The organism is Propionispira raffinosivorans DSM 20765 (assembly GCF_000381065.1).
In the GTDB taxonomy this organism is placed as follows: domain Bacteria; phylum Bacillota; class Negativicutes; order Selenomonadales; family Selenomonadaceae; genus Propionispira; species Propionispira raffinosivorans.
In genome coordinates this window covers 302,039-325,466 of record NZ_KB905839.1, presented here as the reverse complement: position 1 = coordinate 325,466, position 23,428 = coordinate 302,039, and the positions used below count along the sequence as shown (strand labels likewise).

Annotated in this window: 20 protein-coding genes; 1 reads left to right on the top strand and 19 read right to left on the bottom strand. The window is 37.4% G+C overall.

Going from position 1 to position 23,428, the window contains the following annotated elements; genetic code table 11:
* Nucleotides 1-167 precede the first annotated feature (167 nt).
* From manZ to F606_RS0101380, 19 genes are all read right to left on the bottom strand, one after another.
* Nucleotides 168-983, bottom strand: a complete 816-nt coding sequence (gene manZ, locus F606_RS0101470) for a PTS mannose transporter subunit IID (protein WP_019552086.1) — start codon at nucleotides 981-983, stop codon at nucleotides 168-170.
* Nucleotides 984-1,015: 32 nt separating this feature from the next.
* Nucleotides 1,016-1,816 (bottom strand): PTS mannose/fructose/sorbose transporter subunit IIC, encoded by an 801-nt coding sequence (locus tag F606_RS0101465; protein ID WP_019552085.1) that lies wholly within the window; start codon nucleotides 1,814-1,816, stop codon nucleotides 1,016-1,018.
* A gap of 84 nt (nucleotides 1,817-1,900) precedes the next feature.
* The gene (locus F606_RS0101460; RefSeq protein ID WP_019552084.1) at nucleotides 1,901-2,377 is read right to left on the bottom strand and encodes a mannose/fructose/sorbose PTS transporter subunit IIB; all 477 of its coding nucleotides are present in this window, start codon (nucleotides 2,375-2,377) and stop codon (nucleotides 1,901-1,903) included.
* Nucleotides 2,377-2,808: a PTS sugar transporter subunit IIA gene (locus F606_RS0101455; RefSeq protein ID WP_019552083.1), complete on the bottom strand. Its 432-nt coding sequence runs from the start codon at nucleotides 2,806-2,808 to the stop codon at nucleotides 2,377-2,379. Before F606_RS0101455 ends, F606_RS0101460 begins: the two co-directional genes overlap by 1 nt.
* A gap of 275 nt (nucleotides 2,809-3,083) precedes the next feature.
* Nucleotides 3,084-5,864 carry a sigma-54-dependent transcriptional regulator gene (locus F606_RS0101450; protein WP_019552082.1) on the bottom strand — a complete coding sequence of 927 codons (2,781 nt, stop codon included), beginning with the start codon at nucleotides 5,862-5,864 and terminating at the stop codon, nucleotides 3,084-3,086.
* Between the two features lie 21 nt (nucleotides 5,865-5,885).
* Nucleotides 5,886-7,241 carry a lipase family protein gene (locus F606_RS0101445; protein ID WP_019552081.1) on the bottom strand — a complete coding sequence of 452 codons (1,356 nt, stop codon included), beginning with the start codon at nucleotides 7,239-7,241 and terminating at the stop codon, nucleotides 5,886-5,888.
* 112 nt (nucleotides 7,242-7,353) lie between these two features.
* A complete protein-coding gene (locus F606_RS20330) occupies nucleotides 7,354-8,583 on the bottom strand; it encodes a purple acid phosphatase family protein (RefSeq protein WP_033368124.1) in 1,230 nt (409 codons plus the stop codon).
* Between the two features lie 185 nt (nucleotides 8,584-8,768).
* A complete protein-coding gene (locus F606_RS0101435; protein WP_019552079.1) occupies nucleotides 8,769-10,025 on the bottom strand; it encodes an NAD(P)/FAD-dependent oxidoreductase in 1,257 nt (418 codons plus the stop codon).
* 502 nt (nucleotides 10,026-10,527) lie between these two features.
* Nucleotides 10,528-11,874, bottom strand: coding sequence for an MATE family efflux transporter (locus tag F606_RS0101430; protein WP_019552078.1), 1,347 nt, complete (start codon nucleotides 11,872-11,874; stop codon nucleotides 10,528-10,530).
* A gap of 119 nt (nucleotides 11,875-11,993) precedes the next feature.
* A complete protein-coding gene (locus F606_RS0101425; RefSeq protein ID WP_026329185.1) occupies nucleotides 11,994-13,226 on the bottom strand; it encodes a YecA family protein in 1,233 nt (410 codons plus the stop codon).
* A 143-nt stretch (nucleotides 13,227-13,369) separates the two neighbouring features.
* A complete protein-coding gene (locus F606_RS0101420; RefSeq protein WP_019552076.1) occupies nucleotides 13,370-14,488 on the bottom strand; it encodes an N-acetylmuramoyl-L-alanine amidase in 1,119 nt (372 codons plus the stop codon).
* A 166-nt stretch (nucleotides 14,489-14,654) separates the two neighbouring features.
* Nucleotides 14,655-15,575: a ribokinase gene (gene rbsK, locus F606_RS0101415; RefSeq protein ID WP_019552075.1), complete on the bottom strand. Its 921-nt coding sequence runs from the start codon at nucleotides 15,573-15,575 to the stop codon at nucleotides 14,655-14,657.
* 13 nt (nucleotides 15,576-15,588) lie between these two features.
* Nucleotides 15,589-16,611, bottom strand: coding sequence for an aldose 1-epimerase family protein (locus F606_RS0101410; protein WP_019552074.1), 1,023 nt, complete (start codon nucleotides 16,609-16,611; stop codon nucleotides 15,589-15,591).
* 26 nt (nucleotides 16,612-16,637) lie between these two features.
* Nucleotides 16,638-18,011: an L-fucose:H+ symporter permease gene (gene fucP / locus F606_RS0101405; protein WP_019552073.1), complete on the bottom strand. Its 1,374-nt coding sequence runs from the start codon at nucleotides 18,009-18,011 to the stop codon at nucleotides 16,638-16,640.
* 89 nt (nucleotides 18,012-18,100) lie between these two features.
* Nucleotides 18,101-18,745, bottom strand: a complete 645-nt coding sequence (gene deoC, locus F606_RS0101400) for a deoxyribose-phosphate aldolase (protein ID WP_019552072.1) — start codon at nucleotides 18,743-18,745, stop codon at nucleotides 18,101-18,103.
* Nucleotides 18,746-18,951: 206 nt separating this feature from the next.
* Nucleotides 18,952-19,884 (bottom strand): DNA-binding transcriptional repressor DeoR, encoded by a 933-nt coding sequence (locus F606_RS0101395; RefSeq protein WP_019552071.1) that lies wholly within the window; start codon nucleotides 19,882-19,884, stop codon nucleotides 18,952-18,954.
* A gap of 222 nt (nucleotides 19,885-20,106) precedes the next feature.
* Nucleotides 20,107-20,871, bottom strand: coding sequence for an amino acid ABC transporter ATP-binding protein (locus tag F606_RS0101390; protein WP_019552070.1), 765 nt, complete (start codon nucleotides 20,869-20,871; stop codon nucleotides 20,107-20,109).
* 12 nt (nucleotides 20,872-20,883) lie between these two features.
* Nucleotides 20,884-21,528: an amino acid ABC transporter permease gene (locus tag F606_RS0101385; protein WP_019552069.1), complete on the bottom strand. Its 645-nt coding sequence runs from the start codon at nucleotides 21,526-21,528 to the stop codon at nucleotides 20,884-20,886.
* 185 nt (nucleotides 21,529-21,713) lie between these two features.
* Entirely contained in the window at nucleotides 21,714-22,499 is a 786-nt protein-coding gene (locus tag F606_RS0101380) for an amino acid ABC transporter substrate-binding protein (protein WP_033368122.1), read from the bottom strand.
* A 208-nt stretch (nucleotides 22,500-22,707) separates the two neighbouring features.
* Between F606_RS0101380 and F606_RS0101375 the strand changes: the two genes are divergently transcribed.
* Nucleotides 22,708-23,259: a hypothetical protein gene (locus tag F606_RS0101375; protein WP_211210006.1), complete on the top strand. Its 552-nt coding sequence runs from the start codon at nucleotides 22,708-22,710 to the stop codon at nucleotides 23,257-23,259.
* Nucleotides 23,260-23,428 lie beyond the last annotated feature (169 nt).

Below are 23,428 nucleotides of genomic sequence, written 5' to 3'. Positions count from 1 at the left end.
TTTGACTTATATTTGCTTAAAATTTATTAAACAATCCCCTACATTTATTTTAAAGACTCTAGTGAAAAATGTAAACCCCTTAGGGTGCAAAGTATATTTATTTTTTTACATCTTTAAATTTAAATAGACAAAAAAGGCTATTATAAATAGCCTTTTTTGTGGATTGATTATTTTAAAATACCTAACCCATAACCAATGATACCAACAGCAAATAAGCCGAAGATAATCCAAATTGCATTTACTTTATTTTTCATCAATCTCATGCAGATGAAAGTTAAAATCAATGGAATCAAACCTGGCATTAACTGATCTAAAATCGTTTGAACCGTAGTCGTAACTACTTTTCCATCCTGCATCGTAATCTGCGATACAACTAGAGGAACATTTACCGATGTCCATTTATTAACCAAAGCACCCATTACAAACAAACCTAAGATCGAAGCACCTTCTGTAAGTTTCTGCAATTTATTGCCGGCAACATCTTGTACCACATCTGTACCTTTTGTATAGCCATATTTAATACCATACCATCTAACTGCTAAGCGAACTGCATTAAATAAGACAAAAAACAGAATTGGTCCACCAACACTGCCAGTAAGTGCCAAAGATGCACCAAGAGCCGCGGTAATTGGTCTTAAAGTACCCCAGAATATAGGATCACCAACACCAGCTAAAGGTCCCATCATACCAACTTTAATACCGTTGATAACACCATCTGGAATGTCTTTACCATTGGCTCTTTGTTCTTCCATTGCAGCGGTAATGCCAATGATTGGTGCAGTTACAAACGGCTGTGTATTATAAAATTCAAGATGTCTTTTAATTGCCTGTTTAAGTTCATCACCTTCATACAGTCTTTTAAGAATTGGCACCATCCCAAAGCAATATCCTAAAGCCTGCATTCTTTCCATGTTCCAAGAACCCTGTGCAAAATTGGAACGGACAAACGCCCAGAAAAAATCACTTTTCGTAAGCTTTTTCATTATTAATCTTCCTCCCTTAAATTCTTCTTAAATTAATCGTCCAAATCGTCATCTGAATCACTGGATCCACCAGCTGCCGAAGCTGCTGCCATTACCTGATATTTAGGATTTAATTGGATGTATACAATAGCGATTACAAGACCAATTACACCAAATGCTACCAGGTTGAAGTTTGTGAAGGCTGCGAATACGAAACCCAAGAAGAAGAAAGGCATCAAATAAGATACGCCCATCATATTAATAACCATTGCGTACCCAACTACTACGATAAATCCGCCGGCTACCTGAAGCCCGCCAGTGATAACTTGTGGAATTGCCGCAAGCAAATCCTGTACAACTCCAGTGCCAATATACATAGCAACAAGTGTAGAAGGAATAGCCACACGAAGTGCCTGAATACCGAGAGCGCCAAGATGGCAAATATCAATTCCTCTTAAATTCCCCTGTTCACCATAACTATCCGCTTTATGCTGAAAAAACACGGTAAGTGTCCGGCAGATAATTGTCAGAACCTGACCTGCTGCTGCAAGCGGCATAGCAATTGCTATCCCGGCACCAACACTCTGATGACCTGCAACTACCAGAATGGTTGAAATAACCGAAGCAAGTGCTGCATCCGGAGCCATCGCGGCACCGATATTCATCCAGCCCAAAGCGATCATTTCAAGTGTACCACCAATAATAATACCTGTTGTCATATCTCCAAGAATAAGGCCTGTAACTGTGCAGGCGATCAAAGGTCTATGTGTTTGAAATTCATCCAAAACACTACCCATACCAGCCACACAAGATACAATGAAGATCGCAATAATTTGCATACTACTAAGATCCATTATGTTTCCCTCCATTTTATGATATATATTTTTTGTGAAACCATTTTGAGAAAACTTGCCTAATCATGAAACGAATGCATTTTATTATTTTAAAACATCCATCAGCATTACCTTTTTATCTGTATCTACTTTTCTGATTTCAAGTTCAATCCCTTTTTCATTTAATTTTTTAAAGGATTCAACATCCTGATCATTGACAGAAACAGCACCCGTAATCTGACGTTTGCCTTCTTTGAAACTCATCCCGCCGATATTGATTGTTTTGATATCAACACCGCCTTCAACCATTTGCAGTACACTGGTTGGATTGGTAAATAGAAGCAAACATTTCACCGCTTCGTATTTAGGATTATTATAAACACGAATCGCTTTTTCAATATCTACTACACTCGATTTAACGCCCGGTGGTGCTACTTGTTTTAATAAGGTAGCACGAATCGAATCTGCCGCTACATCATCATCACAGACGATAATACGTTCACATTCAGTTCGTTTAGCCCAAACAGTTGCAACCTGACCATGGATTAAACGGTCATCAATTCTTGCTAATACGATATTCATTATAAATCATCCTCCTCATCTTCTTTGATTGCACTGGCATGAAATGTCTGTGCGCCGGCTTTTCCAGCTTCCACTGCTTTATCCATAACTTCTTTAATGTCTAAATGCTCATCCGTAAGCTGTATACCAACCAGTTCAATAAGCATTGGCAGACTAACACCTGTAACAATACCATATTTTTCATTGTTGATTACAAGCCGACAAGCTGCATTATATGGACTACCGCCAAATAAATCATTTAAGAAGATTACCCCTTCTTCTGTATCCATTTCAGCGATTGCAGTTTCATATTTTTTTACTACATCATCCGGACTTTCTCCCGGTACTAAAGTAATTGCTCGAACATTGGTTGTCGCACCGCAAATCATTTCGCAAGTTTTAACAAGTTCTGTTGCAAAATTACCATGTGTCCCTACTAAAATTGCTAGCATGTGAACCCTCCTCAATATAAGTTCCGTTATTGGTGAATAAAATATATAAATGCTAAAACACTTTTTTCTCCACGCCAATATATAATGCAAGCCCCGTGCCAACATTGTGTATCAAAACGAAAGTGATTGATTATGCTTGCTTTTGCTTTTATTTTTTAGTATATAATACTCTACTGGCGTAAAAAATACTCTATATTTTTTTATTAGATACACTCTTTCCATTTATAAAAAAATACACTACTTCGATTTTTAGCCAAAATAGTGTATTTTTAATACTATATCATATCTGTCATATAATATATTTCATCCTCTGTAAGCTTGATTTTTAAGCTTCTTTCAAATACGCTAGCGGCTTCTGTGATACAATTAAACTTTTGTGTATCAACATTTTGCCGATTTCCGGTATAAACAAGTCCATTATGGATTACCATCCGTTCCAATGCACAACCACAATGGACAATAAGACGGATTTTAATTGGATTGCTAAACTTCTTACCCATTTTCTTTTCCAATACACTGTCAAATTCAAGTAATACACTCATTACCTTAATTGGATTTAAATACGTTAAGAATTTTTGCAAACTTTCTTCACAAAGTTTCTGTACCACAACATTCTTCTTTTCTTTTTCCACAAATTTAACATTGCTTTTTAGTAAGCGACGTAAAATCGTTTCACCATCACCTTCAATTAATTTTTCCAAAGGAATAAATGGTATATTATAATTTGGTTTGATCATACCGATAGCAGCAACGATTTTATAGTTAATAGCAAGTTCGCGAATGACATGATCCAAGTTTTTTATCCCCACCGGAATCACCTCAACCTTGCGGTCTACTATATGTAAGAGTATTTCTTCTATCATCTCTTTCAACTTAACAGCAGCCCCGGCACCAGATGTACAAATTGTTACAATCACCTCGCGTCCACCCTCATCTTTATTCCGATTAAACTCTACTACCTCATACCCTTTAAAATTCAATAACGACTCATAAATACTGCTTAAATCCATTCCTACAATATCAGCTTTACGCATCGCTTCCAATATAAGTGGAGTAGATACCATATCAATCGTCTTGACTTGTACTTTAAGGCGTTCCATAATCATAGAACCGAGATTACATAGTGAACCCATATCTGCCAATACTAATACACCCTGTTGATAATTCATTTCCTGCAGCCTTGAGATCATTTTCTCCAAAGTTTCCTGTGGTTTTACCTCTAGCGGCATATCAATCGCAATCAGATTCGGATCATTCGTACTAAAAAGTTTCTGTGCCACTTCCACCATGGATGTGGCTGTACTTTTTCCATGAGTCGCAACCATAATAATTACTTTTTCTTCTTTGTCCTCATCTTCCACCGACTCTAACAGAAGAGCAAAATATTCTATCTCCGCCCTGGGTACTTCAATATGATAATGTTCTTCAATTTTCTCTTTGATCTCCACAGCTACTTGAAATGCCAGCGAATCACGTGGAATAGCACCTTCTATTTCACTGTAGGCCAAATCATCTTTAGATTTAACTCGTTTTAAAAAAGCACTTAAATGAAGGCTGAAGGCATATAAGAACCGATCTTTAAACCCACGATTCATCCTATTTTGCACTAGAAGGCTGATTTCTTCCGTAAAATCAACCAGCGTCTTATCGACAATCTTAAGCAGACGTTCTCTCGTTGACATATGTACATCCTGTTTATTATAGAAAGATTTGATATACACATTCACATCGGTTGCCACAATTTGCTTGATTAAGTCATCACTAATGCCTTCACCTTTCAAAAGATCCACTTTATCCTCCACTATTTGATACAGATTAAATGGTTCTTTCTCCAAATCTTCCGTTCCCAGAATAACTTTCTCCCCTGGCGGTGTAAGCAGCAGTGGTTCATTAATATATTTACTTAGTTCTGCAAGATCTTTACGATTGGCACTGAGCGTTAAGAGTCCATTTTTTATTTTGGGTGGCAGCATCTTGAAATCAATCTCAATATAGTTTGGATTGTCGATCCCATTTAAAAAAGCTTTGGCACAAAGTAATTTGATATTCGATTTAAGCTGACCAACATTGCCATTACTAATACTACCAAGAAGGGCTTTAATTGATTCCACACTAATCTTTACTGGTTTATTAATTCGCTGAACTTCGTCCGTCAACAACAATTTAATAATATCGACTTTTTCTTCCAAAGAACGTTCCATCAGCGGACGAATGGTAATGATATTCGGAATACGCCGCACAAAAGTCTTCGTAAGGGCGGAATTCGGATCTTCGGTCGTAGCACCAATTAACAGTACCTTGGCCTTTCGTTCCCGCGTAGTTTCCCCTAGCCGGTTAAAGGTTCCTGTGTCTATAAAGTAGAAAATCATTTCCTGCCCTTCCGGCGGCAAACGATGAATTTCATCTAAAAATAAAACACCTTTATCAGCAGCTTCCACCAAGCCTTCTTTTGCTGTATCAGCACCAGTAAAAGCTCCTTTAATATGTCCGAATATATGTGAAATCAAAAGCTGCGGGTTATTATAATAATCAGCACAATTAAACGTAATAAATGGGCCACCTGTGGGGAACCGATTCATCGTTTTCCCATATTCATACATCATATGCGCAAATAATGTTTTACCTACCCCCGTCTGACCAACAATAAGTGTATGCAAGCCATCCGGCGGATATAAAATAGCCGCCTTGGCTTGCTCGACTTGTTTTTTCAGACTCCGATCCGCGCCAATCAAACGGTCAAAGGGACCTTGCCCTTTGACACCAGTCATTTTTACACACTCTTCAATTGTATTAAATTGGCAAGGCCCCTCAATTACAGCCCCACAAAGTGATTCTACCGTCTGTTTATCAAAATATAGTACGGGACGTCCAATAATTTTAATGATTTTGTCCTGCCGATGCAGTGCATTGAGTTCCATGCTGACATTATTCCTCAATATTCCCAGTTCATCGGCAATTTCTGTTGCATCTACACCAATTCGTCCCTTAAGATTTTCTAAGGTATAAACACTCGATTTCTGTTTAATATATTCATAAATCTTATCAATTCGTTTCACCAGGATCAATCCTCACATTTTTTATCTACTTTCAAGCTTCACTTTTTTGGTATCCATACTATGTTCAAAGTCTGTTTTTATACTTGTTAAATTATGAAGCGTTGCTTGAATCGGTGTAAAATCGCTTGTATTCGTTGAACATATAAAGCTTCCTTGTAAATTTCCGTCAACTGAATAAACATCTTCTTGCAGGTTCACATGAAAAGTATAATGTTCTTTTTGCAGCTGTTTCACACTAACAGCTGCAAATACAATACGATCACACCCCGCAGCGGCGGCTTTTACAATTTCTTCTTCAAACGATCCGCGTTTTCCCAGACCAAAGACACATCCCGGCAGCCGATGCCGAAAAACGTCTTTCACTGACTCTTCCATATAATGTCTATCCCCTAAAACATAATCATCTAAAGTCATAGAAAGCGGTGCAATATAAGCCTTTGATTTTGATGTTTTTTGTGTTGGCTGAGCTTCCACATCAAATCCCGCTTGCTGTGCCGCTTCTTTTTTATCATAAAAATTGCGTAAAGCTGCATCAAGATAAACTACCATAGCATGTTTGAACTTATCTGAATTTCGATTTTCCTGCCATATTTTCGCCTCACCAAATTGAGTGTAACCACCCGCCAGACCTTGTAAAGAACTTTTCACCGGATCACCTTTTATAACAATACGATCTAGTGAAATTGATTTTCCATAAAGGTCAGCAAAAGCTTGATTTCCAATGGCAGGCGCACCAAATGTGATGACTGCTATTTGCGCAGGATTCACTCCCATAGACTGAAGCCGTGCTGCAGCAATCGTTACCGCTGCCCCGCCCAGACTATGGCCAATTAAATAAACTTTGCGATTTGACTTTTGCTTAAGTAGTTCCGCCAAATATTCACCGAATGTATTACCGCCTTTACCTGGCGTAAAAAATATCGATTGTGTATATTGATGAAACCCTCGATGAATCATCGGATCTGAACTAACCAAATCTGTTTTTTTTGCCGCTTCCTGAAACGATTCCGGTGAATTTCCACCAAAAAAAGCTTTATTAATATTCAAATCCATCGCAATATCTTTTTTTGATTCCGTTCCAGTAACGGCAACTAAATAAACCTCTTTGCCCGCTTCAAAATCATTATTTTCAATAAAAAAAACCTTTTCCACATCCTGCCTAGACTGTTCATTGATAACCTTCATATCCCAACCGGCATCACTCAATTCACTCTGAACGATTCGTCCGATACGATCATTATACGTTCCTAAAGCTACCCAGGCACTAATATATTCGACCCTTGCTGTTTGATATGCTTCTAAGTCATTCGCATATGCAGGTGCCGTATAAAATATCATGGTTAATAAAATAAGACCCGCCAATAGGCTTTTTTTCATTTTGCACCTCTTTCAATTATAGTAATACAGTTTATTCTTAATTATACAAGAGTGTATTAATATCCTGCCTGAAAACATAAGTCTTGCTAAACCCAGCCAAAAAGTTTTAGTTTTATTTTACCAAATTCCAGCTATCAATCAACGTTCCATCTTGTTGATACACGTTCACAGTAAACGTATTGCCATTAACTTTTACTACATTGAAAGTCGGCTGTGCCGGGTCCAGATAAACAGCATCCCAATCTTTTGCCTCCATCGTATTATAAGATTTTGTCCCACTGCGTCCAGCTGTCATATAAACCGTTCCAGGAGCTTGTACCATACCAGCTTTTAATCCCAGTGTATGTTTATTCACATGATCATGACCGGAAAAAACGACATCTACACCATACTGATCAAAAATTGGTACAAAGGCTACCGTTTTCGGATCAGGCAGTGACTCTGCCTGGCGATTGTGATATGCCGGGCGATGAATAAAAACAAATTTCCACAACTTATCTGTTGCAGCCAAATCTTTAGCCAGCCAAGCCTGCTGTCGTTCTAATGAATCTGGTAAAAACTTACGTTCTTCACCGATTTGGCTATCTAATATGACAAAATGTGCATTCCCATAATCAAAAGAATAGACTTGTCCCTTTAATCCTTCCGGCCCATTTTGCCCGACCTTGAATTGCTGCGTAAAATAAATTGGTAAAGAAAAATTTTTTTCAGGAATCAGTGTATATGTTTCATGATTCCCTACAACCGGAACGACAGGAATTTGATTTGAATATCCTGAAATCGCAGCAAACCACGACTTCCACTGTGCATATTGTTGACCATTATCGACTAAATCACCTACATTGATAAAAAATTTAGCATCCGATGTTTGCAATACTGCCTGTCCAAATGTTTTGCTCCATTCATTATAATCACTGCTTTGTGAATCACCAAATAATAAAAAAGTAAAAACATTCGTCATAGCAGTTTCTGTTTGGAAGCTGCCTTCTTTATTCCAATTATCACCATCACCTATATGATAAACATATTTATGACCCGGAATGAGATTGTCCAGCGTTACACTATGGATATAATACAAGCCCTCATCTGTATAAAAAGGATCCACTGTCCCCCGCACTTTATGCAGCATACTGGCTGTTTCTAAAACATCTTTATATTCTAAAAATTGCTTGTCATCCACAGTTCCTGTCTGCCATGTAATCGTCTGTGTAGTCATCGGATCCTGACTCCACGTTAAATGCAAAGCTTCCACCGTCTCAGACTCTGCTCCCTCGGCTAAATTACAGGAAAAAAATAAAACCAAGCTCAAAATCAACCACCAGGGAATATTGATTTTTCTCATTTGATTACATTTTGCAAAGAACCGAAACATCATATACCTTTGCAACTCCCTTACATTCAAAATTTTTGATACGTTCATTTCCTTCATTATACACTATCTGAATCGTTCAACTTATATATGCACACAAAAAAAGAACTGCACTCCATTTTGGAATTTACAGTTCTTTCTGCCAACCCTATATAAGTTTAATGTGCTGTAATAATTCTTCCCAAACGAGTCCCTGAGAAGAAATTCCACATCCATTTCAAAACAACCGTAACATTCGCATGAGTTCCTGCTAAACGCATTAAATGAACGACCATCCAAGCAGCCCAAGCAATAAACCCTTTGCTCTTCATAATCCCTTTAAACATTACAGCATCGCCAGCACCAATTGTCGCCATACTGCCGACATCATGATATTCAAAATACTCGAGATCTTTCCCTTCAATCGAGTTCAAAATGTTATTAACACAAACAACAGCCTGCTGCGTTGCTACTGGTGCAATCGTTGCCAAGGGTCTTTCTCCCTGCATGAAATGAGCATTATCACCAATTGCATAAACTTCAGGATGATTTGGCACCTGTAATGTTTTTTCCACAATTACGCGGCCAGCACGATCCATTGCAACACCTAGTTTAGCCATAACCGGAACAGCTTTCACGCCCGCCGCCCAAATAACAGTTTCCGTCGGTACGACTTCACCATCTTTAAAGGTGATTTTCTCACCATCATAATCCATGACCTGCGTATTTAAACGAACATCTACTTTTTTACTGCGCAGTACGTTCACTGTTTCATCACGCAAATCTTCTGGCATCATTGGGAGCACCCGATCCGTTGCTTCAATTAATTTAATATCAACATCCGAAAAATCAAGTTTATGATATTCCTGCTTGAGCACAGAATAAATGAGTTCTGAAAGGGCTCCAGATTCTTCAACACCGGTCGGACCGCCACCTACACAAACAAAAGTCAACAATGCCTTGCGTTTTGCCGCATCGGTTTCTTTATCGGCTCTTTCAAATAATTGTAAAATATGATTTCGAATTACAACCGATTCATCTAATGTTTTCATTGCAAAAGAATTTTTTTCTACGGACTCCATGCCAAAATAATTCGTTGTTGCGCCTGCAGCCACCACCAAATAATCATAGCTTACCGACCCTTGATCGGTAATAACCTTTTTCTGTTCAAGGTCAAAATCTGTAACAGCACCTAAGAAAAAATCTACATTTTTATTTTTACGAAAAAAAGCCCGTACTGGGTAGGCGATTTCTGCTTCGGCTAATACCGCTGTAGATACTTGATATAAAAGCGGCTGAAATAAATGATAATTATTGCGGTCAATTAAAGTAACATCCACATTCTTATTCGTAAAAGATTTAGCTACCTTAACACCACCAAATCCTGCTCCAATAACAACTACATGAGGTCTTTTTTCACTCTTTACATTTTTCATCTTAACTCTTCCTCTCCCCTGGATGTACCTTATAATACATCAACACAACGTTCCATAATATGTGAACTAATTCACGTTTCTATCTAAACTTAGACCAATCAAATTGCCTCTAAGTATAACTTTCACCTCTAATATTATATAAGTCTTGAATTTAACTAAATTTTCGATAAATTAAAAAAACTTTTCATTATAAAAATATACTATCATTTTCCCATTATTTCTTTTTTCAAGACTGTTTAAGTGATTCATTTCACATATATTAAGTTACTACTTTCACGTTCATTTGTCAAGTGAATTTTTTATCAATCTAAAAAAAAAACTACATATTGTTACAATATATAGTCCGTTGACTTGCAAAGAAAAATATAAGTCAATCACCATCTCGTGTAGACGTACTTACATTCTTTTAAGCAGGTCTATTGTTTTTTATTTGCCATTCGTATAATGATTCAATTACACTTAGCAATACCTAAAAACACTATAGTGAAAACTTTTTTCAATTCTAACCAGCCAGTTTTCTTTGCACCAAACGAAGCCTAAAGCCTAATAATACTGCTCCCACTGCAATTCCAATTATAAGTCCCATCCAATAGCCGTATGGACCATATGAAAAATAATTTGCTAAAATATAACCAGCGGGCAGGCCAATAACCCAATATGATAAAACCGCCAAGAAAAACGTGATTTTTACATCTTTATAACCACGCAGCGTTCCTTGTATCGGTGCACTCACTCCATCTGAAACCTGCAAAAAAATAGCATAAACTATAAAACTTTGTACGAGCTGATTCACCACTTCATCATTTGTATAAAGCATTGCAATCGCTCCCTTAAACTGAATTAAAACAATTGCCAGCGTTGATGCCACAAGCATCGACAATACCACCCCCATATAACTGTATCTTTTGGCATCTTTAAGGCGCTTCGCACCGATTTCAAAACCAACCAGAATGGTCAATGTCATACTAATGCTAAGCGGAATCATATATACCATCGTTGTAAAATTTAGTGCCGCCTGATGCGCTGCAATAACACCTGTACCATAAACCGTCATAAAAATCCCGACTGCACCAAAAATACTCTGTTCGCAAAACATCGCACTGCCAATCGGCAGGCCAATACATAATTGTCTTTTCCACTGGGTCAACGATGGTTTACAAAATTGAGAAAATATATGATATTCTTTAAATGGACTGAGTCTACGCACCACCAAAACATTAAGTCCAAGGACTACATAAAATGTAATTGCCGTTCCAACCCCTGCACCAATTCCACCAAGCTCCGGAAAACCAAATTTGCCAAACATAAATAAATAATTCATAAAAATATTACATGGTACTGCACAAATTGTTATGAGCATCGTAAAACGTGTATACCCAAAAGCATCCATGAAGTTACGAAAAACACCCGCAGCAAAAATAGGACAAACACCAAACGCCATCGCCGTCAAATACATTTTCGCTATATAATCAACCCTTGGTTCCAAATTCAAAAGTTCAAAAATAGGCTGTATAAAAGCCGCTGCCAGCAAAATCAAAACAATCCCAATAATTACGGATAAATACAGCCCCTGGATAATGACAAATGGAATTTCTTCTTTCTTTCTTGCACCATACAACTGAGAAATAACGGGGGTTAACCCCGAAATCACTCCTAGGATACTGCCAAATACAGGCATAAACAAATTTGCCCCCACAGCTACTCCTGCTAAATCCTGTTCACTCACGTGACCTGCCATAACCGTATCAAAAAAGCCAGTGGATATTAATGATATTTGTGTGATGAAAATTGGCAGCAGCACAATAAAAAATTGCTTTATTTTTTCCAACGAAGAATGTGTCTGTTTCATAAAATCTATAAATTTCCTTTCTCTAACAACATTATATACCAATAGCTTAAAATATAATTTGTTCAAATCCGAATAAAGAAAGAGACTGCTTTTATACAGTCCCTTGTTTAGAATAATTTCTATATTTCTTTATTTAAACAACACTTTTTATATTTTTTTCCACTGCCGCAAGGACAAAGATCATTTCTCCCTACGACTGAGCTGCGCGGCACAAATTTCACTACATTATTCGGCAGCTGCTTGGCAACAATAGATGCTGCGGTTTTTTTCCCTACGGCAAGTTCACTCGAAACATGTCCTTTCAACAGCCACTGACGAGATGAACTATTAAAATCCACTAAAAGCTTTAATAGAACCTCTGCCATCTTTTTGTCTTCCATCGTTATAACGGACTCAATATACTCAATCATCTCACCGATTTTTCCACCATTTTGCAAAATAATATAAATTTCGCCAACAACATCGGCGGCTTCTAAAACTGGTAAGGAATGTACCGTCATAAAAAACTGTGCTAAAGCTTTGTATTGATCCGTAGCTTCAATATAATTCATTTCACCGGCTTCATAAACCTCTGTATAAGACAACTCCACAAAATCAATATCCTTACGCATAATCTGCTCACTTGCCAACTTTTCAGGATCCATAACTGTATAATAATGCATTCCTGCTTCAACGTTAATGACATTTCCCTGCCAGCAGCCTGCATTGATCATTACCCCCATAAAATCGACAAATTCAAGGTGATCTTCTTTATCCATAAGAGCCATAACTTTATCATAAAGCTGCTCATACGTTAAATAACCATAATAAAATAAATAACCTGTTGCTAATCGTGAAACTTCATCATTAAGCGAAACTGCTTTCTTATATTCTGCATTATCCAATTTTGTATAAACAGACAATAATTCATCCGGCAGATACCACGCTTGTTTGCCCTCATGTTCGCCATTGAAGATGATTCCTAAACAGCGCATATAATCCATACGAATATCATTTTCATCAATATTCGTAGCAAGTCCATAATTTTTACTCAAATTCGTCAAAATATTATATTGTTCGATTCCAATCGTAACAAACCACTTATGCGAAAACTCTTCAATCACAGGAGCCAAAGCTTTGGTAAGTTCATCTTTTTTTAAAGAACTGATACCCTGCACACATAAATTATAACGAATATCATCGAGTTCAGCCTTCGTCATCGTTGCCAAAGCATCAACCATCCTGCGGTTTTGGGGAATCTGGTGACGCAAAATTGATTTACGACGCTTTTCCAGCTGCCCTTTCCATTCATGATTCATTTGTTGATTGAGTTGATCTCTTTCATTCATTTTACCATCATTCATCTTCTGCATACCTCACAATTTTACAAAACAAAGCCTTATTTGTGCATATTGCGACAAATAAGGCTCTTACTCATCAAAGTATATCTTTTCTTATTCTAATACGAAGTGTCCTCAATCGTCAAGGTCTTCATCCTATACTTTTTAATTATGATTCATTGAAAATAACGACAAATTCCATTATAAATTCCCTGTGCCGCTTTTTTAACACCATCTATAGAATTTAGCAGCTGGCCTTCCCCCGGGTTTGATACAAAAGCAACCTCTGCCAGAGCCGCAGGCATAGTTGTATGTTTGACGACATAAAAATTGCAAGTTTTCGTTCCACGATCCTCCGTACCAAGCTGTTCAATAATTCCGGATCTGACAAGATTCGCCAAGCGTTGGCTCGCTGGCGTGCCTTTTGCGTAATAATACGTTGATGTTCCTTTTGCGTCACTACTAGAAAAAGAGTCCATATGTATACTCAAAAACAGATCCGCCCTAGCCCGATTCGCTACATCGACTCGTGCCTGCAATTCTTCCACCGCCTCTGCCGACGGACGAGCCACGTCAACATCACTCGTCCGTGTCATAATGACTTTGGCTCCAGCATCCGTGAGTAGCCCCTGCAACTGTTTCGAAATGGCTAAAGTTATATTTTTCTCCATAATACCTTTGGTACCAACCGCCCCCGAATCACTGCCCCCATGTCCAGGGTCAATAACAATCGTCTTGCCTCTTATTCCCTTCATTGCATTGGGTATAGGTATTATCGGTGGTTGGACACTATTGGGTATCGCTACCGTTGGAACTATCGGTGTTGATGGAGATTCTTCGACCACTGCGGGTAAATTTTTCTGCCCATCACCAAAATCAAACACAATTCGATAAATAGATGTATTTGCATTTGCTGGTAGAGAAAAAATCTCATAGCCATTTTGGCTAACGTTTGTCTCAATAACAACTCGCACTGTATCTGCATCAAACTGTCGCACCCGAATTTTCCCCACACAGGAACTATCAACCAGTGTTTCTTTGATAATATCGGGACTAAGCCAGGCTCCTTTAATGTCAATCGCCACCCGATTTGGATTTGAAAGAACAAATGTTTTATAAGAAACCGGCTTTGATGCATCTAAGACAATGCGAACTTTTTCATCCGCCGTACTGATACGAATTTGTTCAATTTTCGACATCGTATTCACTCGATCACCAAAACTCGCCGCCTGACCGATCACCGGGAATACAATGAAAATCAACAAACTCAAAAAGACAAATATACTTTTTTGCATAATATCCTCCATGCATTTCAGGTATCGCATCATATTTCTTTATATTATTATCACCGCTGCAGAAAAAAAATGCAAGTCCCAAGCAAATAATGAGCGAAAATCGATCTAAAAAAGAATGCCGTCATAGAGCAATGACTCCACAACGGCATTCTTTTATATCTCTAATTTACTGGTGACATTCCCAAAACTCTTCCATCTCTTTACGCGTTGGATAAGAAATTTGAGTACCACGTTTCATAACACTAAGTGCCGAAAAAGCACTCGCTTTTCGGATAGATTCCATTACATCTTTAGTCTTTACATAATTGTCAGCAAAACAGCCAATAAAAGCATCCCCAGCTCCAGTTGTATCGACTGCATTCACTTTATAGGCAGGTATACACTCTGTCTGTTCTTTCGTCAGCCACATAGCCCCACGCTGTCCCATCGTAACAATTACATTTTTCAATCCCTGCTCTAACAAAACATTGGCTGCTTGTTGAATTTCTGCTTCTGTTTTGACCTGCATTCCTGTAAGAATAGCCAATTCCGTTTCATTTGGTACAAAAAAATCGCATTTACAAGCCATGGCAATATCTAGATCTTTTGTCGCTGGTGCCGGATTTAAAAGGACCGGAATCTGATGGGTATTCGCGAATTGAATCGCATAATATACTGTTTCCAAATTGATTTCTAACTGCAAAACAAATAAAGAACACTCTTTCAATGAATCTGCTGCCTTATCTATATCTGCTGGCAGCAAACATTTATTAGCACCTTTTATAATAAGAATACTATTTTGTGAAGATTTATCAACAAAAATTGGTGCTACACCACTAGACATATGTGAAACTTTTTCCACAAACGTCGTATCCACTTTATATTTTTTAAAATTTTGAATCGTATTGTCACCAAACATATCATCACCGACTTTCGTCAGCATAAGAACATCCGCACCAAGAGTAGCTGCTGCGACCGCTTGATTTGCCCCTTTGCCGCCACAACCAATTGAAAAATCTGGAGCTTCTAAGGTCTCTCCTGGTGCTGGCATTTTGTCAATATATGAAATCAAATCAACCATATTGGAACCAATTACTGCTATTTTCATAAAAATACATCTCCTATTTCTTGCCAGTTATTACTAAAAATACACGCTGTTCACCAGGTTCGAGTAAAATCAGCGACTTTGCTTTTTGTGCGGCTGTAAAGCCTTCGGGACGACAAGTCCCTGGCAGAACAAATGCTGCGACCTGCTGATCGCCATTATATAAAATCCATCGCGTTGCATACTTAAATTCTTGCGTTGAAAACTTCGTAAAAAAAGTATAACCTTCAGGTGAGGCAATTTCAAACTCTGCCAAATCTCCATACTGCTCGATTTTATCAGCCATAAATACAATTTCAGGATCATACATATACGGCTGATCAAGTTTGCTTAACGTCTTGCCTGCTAGCTGCATTTTTTTAATTTCTTCATTATATTCCAGCCACAATTCTGTAGGTTTGACATGAGCTGGGATGCTTTCCCGCAGTTTAAAAGCCATATCAGGCAAATTTGATGAAATTATACCATCTGCTACATAAGCATAATTCATATGACACATATATTGAAGCGGCATAGGAACGGAAGCTAAATTTTTGACTTTCATCCCGATCTGAATATTTGCCATCTTACTTGCTAAACGAACGGATGGGCTGGCAATATAATGATGACCAAAACCTTGTGCATACTCAACATCACCACCAATAACAACTGCATCATCTTCAAGTTCCAGCCAAGCATGGTCCATCGTTTCACAAGGCATTTCACCATGCAGCGGATGTGTATCTTCTGGAGATGGACAACCATTGGCCAGTAACCCTGAATGAAAAGCAAAACAGCCGTACGTATCAACGATACATTCTACTGGTTTAGGCTGACGAAACATATTTTTCATTTTCAGATTAACTGCATCAAATTCCACATCCCAAATCATCTGTCCCATAAAGGGAAGCACGATTACCTTGCCACGTGAATTCTTGATTTCAAGCCCCTCTATGTTCGATTCGTACTTGAAAAGAGTTACCGTAAATTCATTGTTTTTTAAAATAACAAATGGTTTTTCCGAAAAAAAACTACGTTCCAAATTTATTTTGTAGTTCATGATACGTCCTCCTCAAAATTTGCTTCTCATACTACTTTTTCACGTTTCACTTCATCATAGAAATATTTACCAACTGCCAAGAAACAGAAAAAATTAACCATAAAGGAAAGCTGCATAGATCCTGTCAAATCAGAAACAAGCCCTTGAATTGCTGGAATACATGCACCACCAATAATTGACATTACAATCATAGCACCGGCAGTTTCCGTATATTGTTCATCCACTGATTCCAATGTTTTTGCATAAATAGTTGCCCAGCAAGGACCAAACAAAATACTGACAGCAACCGCTAGATACACAGCACTGATATCAGGAACAAACGAAATATAAAGTAATAGCAGACTACCAATTACGGAGTAAACGAATAATACTTTGTTTGGTGAAAACTTTGCCATTAAGAAATTTGCCACAAATTTCCCAACAAAGAAACAAATAAAGCTATAAATCATAAAGTTTGCTGCCAAACGTTCATTGATATTCGGATCAATCGTAAGCGCAAGCCGAATCGTAAACGACCAAACCGCTACTTGCATCCCAACATATAAAAACTGCGTAAGAATGCCTTTTTTAAAATGCAGATTTCCTACCAAATAAGACAACGTTTCACTAAACCCTGGAGTCTTGATAGCAGACTCTTCTGAATTTTCTTGCGCTGCAACTTTACATTTTGGAAACTTTGTAATCGCAAATAATATAAACACCGCTGCTAATACATAAATGATCATATGATACGGTTCTAATGTATGCTGCAGCATCTCAAGCTTAAATGCTTTAGCCTCTTCGATTGTCATTTGGGCTAACTGCGAAGCTAAGCTTCCACCATCTTGAAAGACTAAATATTTACCTAAAAGAATACCTGACATAGCGCCAATCGGATAAAATGTCTGGCTAATATTCAACCGCAGCGTCGCATGTTTACGAGGACCAAGCATCGTACTATAGGTATTTGCTGCGGTTTCTAAAAAGCCTAACCCAATGGCAATAGAAAATATTGCAAGCAAAAACATATTATAAGTTGCCATATGAGATGCCGGGAAAAATAGAGAACAACCCACTATATAGAATAAGAGGCCCGCTAAAATAGCTGTTTTGTAAGTTGTTTTGCGGATAACCATAGATGCTGGAATAGAAATTAAAAAATAACCGCCGTAAAAGGCACTTTGCACCAAGGCACTGGCAAAATCACTTAACGTAAATACACTTTTAAATTGTGTAATTAAAATGTCATTTAAGCTGGCAGCTGCTCCCCATAAAGGAAAAAGACACGATAATAAAATAAATTGCATAATTGGCGTTCGGCTCAAATAGCCATCAGAATATTGTTCGATAGCACCCGTAGCAGACTTTGTCTCTTCACACACAATTTCACCAACTAAATCTGCTTTATCTATTTTTTCCATAACACTGCCCCCTATATTTCTGATTATTTCAATTATTTAAAATATTTTTATAGTACATACATAAAACTAACGTATGTACTATATTTTTATTATCCATTTACAATTTCAATGCCATGACTTGTTCCGATACGAGTTGCCCCAGCATTAACCATCGCAGCTGCATCTTTTTCTGAACCAATACCGCCAGAAGCCTTGACCCCCACCTGACTACCAACTGCTTGGCGCATTAAAGCAACATCATGTACTGTCGCACCACCAGTAGAAAAACCAGTCGAAGTCTTAACAAAATCAGCCCCTGCTTTAACAGCAAGTTTACAAACCCTTACTTTTTCCTCATCCGTAAGCAAGCAAGTTTCAATGATAACTTTTGTCAATGCTTTTCCTTTCGCAGCATTCACAACACTACGAATATCATTTTCTACCGCAGCATCTTCACCACTTTTTAATAAACCAACTGGAATAACCATATCTACTTCCGTTGCCCCATTTTCGATTGCATTTTTGGTTTCAAATATTTTCACGGCTGTTGGAGTAGCACCTTGAGGAAATCCAATAACTGTACAAACGGCAACTTCTGTACCTGACAATTGTTCAGCTGCATATTTTACCCACAAAGGGCTAACGCAAACAGAAGCAAATTTATACTGCTTGGCTTCTTGGCATAATTTCGTCAGCTCTGCTTTCTGTGCATTTGTTTTCAATAAAGTATGATCAATAATACTGGCATAATCCATAATTTTTCCCTCCATATATTTTAATTAAATTGTCTAATTATTCTTAGAATCTGACATGTCATTTCATGTTTTAAGAATAACACCTCTATGAACATTTGTAAATAGTATTTTGAGAAAATGTTCATAGGGGTGTTATTTTTTTAATATTTAATTTTCAAGCAGAAAAACAGGCTGTCTATTTAAAATAAACAACCTGTTTTAGAAAATCAAAGCAAGGCACGACCTGTATATTGATCCGTAATCAATACATTCGCATACTTACCAGCTAATGCTGCCTTAATTCCTTCAATTTTTCGTTCTCCACCAGCAACCAAGATACTTCTTTCTTTTTTTCTCAGTTCTTCTAATTTTATACCAACGGTACGGTCATCCAATTCTTGATTACAAATTGTTCCTTTTGCATCAAAAAAACGTGAACAAATGTCACCGATTCCCGTTCGCTGAATTTTTATTTTATCTGCCGGACTTATATAACCTAAGCGAAACAATAACGCATCATCTTTTACTGAACCAACTGTAAACATAGCAATATTAGCCTGTTTGCCTAATTCCATAATTCGATTCATATGGCGATCCTGATCTACCATTTCCTTGATTTCTTTCGATTCAAAAATAACCGGAAGCGGCAGATACCTGGCAATTGTTGAAAAGGCATTCGCAAAGCGTTCTACGATTTCATCGGCATAGGTATTGCTTTTAGAATGTGTCACCCCTCCCTTAAGCTGAACAATCTGTGCACCCTTCAATGGTTTTGCTTTTAGCTGGCAGGCAACTTTGTACATTGTCGTCCCCCAGCTAATTCCAATGATATCACCATCTTTCGTTATATCATTTAGATACTCAGCACCTTTTACTCCCAACTGCTTCTTTATTTCTTCCGATGCGTTCAATGGTGAATAAGCGATCCGTACTTCTTGCAGACCATATTTTTCTATTAAATGTTCTTCTAAATCGCTCATATCATCAATCGGATCCGCAATTTGGATCTTCACATACCCTTGTTCTTTTGCATACTGCAAAAGTCTGGAGACTGTAGGACGCGAAATACCTAACTGTGTAGCAATCTGCTGCTGGCTATAATCAGATTTATAATATAAGCGTGCTACATCAATACACAACCGCTGCTTATCTTGCTCCATAAATACGTTTTCCTCCTAAATATAACCTATCAATTCTATATATATGAACATTCGCCATAAAAATATAATCTTCCTGCACATTTGTTCATGATAAAAATAGCATCGAATCATAATCACGTTTATTGATTGTACTATATAAGTTGCATTAAATATTCTATATGTCAATCGTCAGAAATGGGGTATAGGGTATAGGGTATAGAAAAAGTCCCCGATGGGACTTTTTTATAACATGTTTTGTAAAAATGACTTGGTACGCAGTTCTTGCGGATTAGCAAAAAGCGACTGAGGATTACCTTGTTCGACAATCTCACCGTCTGCCATAAATATGACTTTGTTGGCAACTTCTCTGGCAAAAGCCATTTCATGGGTTACAACAATCATCGTCATATGTTCTTCGGCTAATTGACGCATAGTTTTTAATACTTCACCTGTCAACTCTGGATCAAGGGCTGATGTAGGTTCATCAAAAAGCATGATATCCGGCTTCATAGTCAGTGCTCTTGCAATCGCTACACGCTGTTTTTGTCCGCCTGACAGTCGTGAAGGATACACATCTCTTTTATCCAAAAGGCCTACTTTCGCCAAAAGCTGTTCCGCTACCGGAATAATATCTCCCGACTTCATATTTTTAACCAGAATTGGAGCTTCAATCAGATTTTCCAACACTGTCATATGCGGAAATAAATTGAACTGCTGAAAAACCATTCCCATTTTCCCTAAGATCATTTTAGCCGTTACTGCATCCGTATAGGTAGTAATACTATTTTTTTCTTGAACTAAAAACTCACCTTCGACTTCAATCGTGCCCTTTTCAATCGTTTCCAGACGATTTAAGCACCGCAGCAACGTCGATTTTCCAGATCCGCTTGGTCCAATAATAGCCAAAACTTCGCCCCGTTTAACTTCAAGATCAATCCCTTTCAATACTTCTAGCTGATTGAATTTTTTATAAATCTGATTCATACGAATCATTACATCATCACTCATCGTAAATCTCTCCTACTCATCATATTTGGCATAACGCGCTTCTAATGTATTAAACAGCCACGTTAAAACAAATGTCATCGCTAAATAAAATACCCCAGCAATAACAAATGGTGTCATATCGAATTCACGCTGCACAATCGTCCGAGCTACACGCAAAAGATCATTCATTGCCAAAATATAGATAAGAGAAGTATCTTTAACCAAGTTAATGGTTTCATTGCTGATTGGCGGTAAAACTCGTTTTAACATCTGCGGAATAATAATGCGCCGCATGGTTTGTATATACGTCATTCCCAAAGTCTTTGCTGCTTCATATTGACCGCGTTCAATGGATTGAATACCCGAGCGAAAAATCTCGGCAAAATACGCAGCATAATTTAATGTAAAAGCCAATAAAGCGGCTGCTAAATCAGGCAGCAAAATCCCCACCATTGGCAAAGCAAAATAAACAAATAAAAGCTGTAACATAAGCGGTGTACCACGCATCAGCCAAATATAAACCTCCATCGCAAATCTCAAAGGACGAATCCCAGATATGCGTGCCAATGCTACCAAAAGCCCCAATGGCAGTGATAGTGCCAGCGTAATAAAAAAGATCTGTAACGTTATACCGCTGCCATCTAACATCGGCATAACCATTCCTATAATTTTCTCCATAAATCCCTCTCCTAAACCTGCTCTTACTAAAAATACACGAAACTCATTATATTAGTGTAGCAAGTACACCTGTATTCTGCAATACATTTATAAAAACTCAATATTATATACATTCTATTTGTGATCACAACAAAGGATAAGACCGATTTTTCACCCTCAGCCTTATCCTTCATAGAAACATACGTTTATTTTATAATATTTTTACCAAACCATTTTTCCGATATTTTTCCGCTTGTTCCATCAGTTTTCATGTCATCCATTACTTTTTGTACTTCATCGCGAAGTGCCTGATCGTCTTTACGGAAACCAATACCAAATGAACTAACCGGTCCAACGGGTGCTTCTAAAGCAATAAACTTATCTGGGTGTTTACTCATATAATAACGGCCGGTAATTTCATCAGCAATAATCGCTTCTAGACGACCATTTTCCAAATCCATGAAAGCTGAAATATAATCGGAATATTTTTTCACTTCTTTCATACTGGATTTAAAAGTATCATTACCATCGATATATTCTTCGGCAGAACTGCCGCTTTGTGTACCAACAACTTTGCCCTTTAAATCAGCATCGCCCTTAATAACCGACCCCACTGGAATGAAAATAAGCTGTTTGTTATCCATATATGGATCACTGAATAAAATGTTTTCTTTACGCTTATCGGTAATATCCAAACCATTCCATAAAACATCAATACGTCCGCTTTTAAGTTCGGCTTCTTTGCTCGACCAGTCAATTGCCTTAAATTCCACTTCACGACCCAAGCGTTTTGATGCTTCTTTTGCTAAATCAATATCAAAACCAACAATTTCATTTTTATCATCTTTAAACCCCATTGGTGGGTAATTATCATCCAGCCCAACAATAATCTTTTTCGCAGCACCATCTTTTTTTGCCATATCACTGCCACAACCGGCAAAAACTACACTGAACATCAAAACCAGCAAAACAGCTGCTATGATTCTCTTCATCATAAAAAGCCTCCATCCGTCATTGTAATTCTTTAAAATATTATAAATATGATTATACTTTAGTTCGTTAAAATAGGAAACCTTTAAAATGGTGCATTTATAAATTATAAATTGATATTTAGCTTTATTTTCTCGTCAGATCACTGTTTTTCGCTTAAATGCAGACTTTTTCATAAAATGAACTTGCTATGAAAAAAACCAATTCTATTTGACTGAAAAACCAGCTACTGGTATATTTAAAGAAAGAGGTGTTTTGATGAAAAAATTTTTTATAATAACACTATTTAGTCTGCTTCTTTTAACTAGCCCTTGTTATGCAACAATCATTAAAGGATACGACACCTTCCACGAGGGAATATCTATTGCAAGCGCTGTTAATATTGAAAATGAAAGCATCTTAAAAAAACTGTATTTTCAAAAAACAATTCAATTTGATTCTACTCTTTATGCGATATTAGCCTATAATGCAAATTTCAAAACCATTTTAACGCCAGACACAAAATTAACTTTAACCTTCAACAATACCGACGTAATCGAACTAACAACAACCGTTGTTTCCAAAAGATTGAATAACTATCCATTTGACCATTCGACGGTCAGACTCACCGAAATCCTTATTCCTCAAGAATTAGTTCCAACCATTGAAGATGCCTCCTCCATTTGTCTCACTTTTTATTTAAACGACCAAACGATTGCTGTCTATAACCTGCCTGCTTCTGCTTTAGCAGAATGGAAAAAAGTAATCCTTTTAAACAATTAAATATACCAATTCATCATTCCTTCTATGCCACAAGTCCTTTTTTCCTAGGCATATTGTTTCATATTACGTAACTTAAAACAATTTGGTAGGAAAATCTTTTCACTGTGGAGAACATAAGATATATTGTCAAAATCTCGCTGCGTGAAATTTTGCATTTTTAATTTTCTTA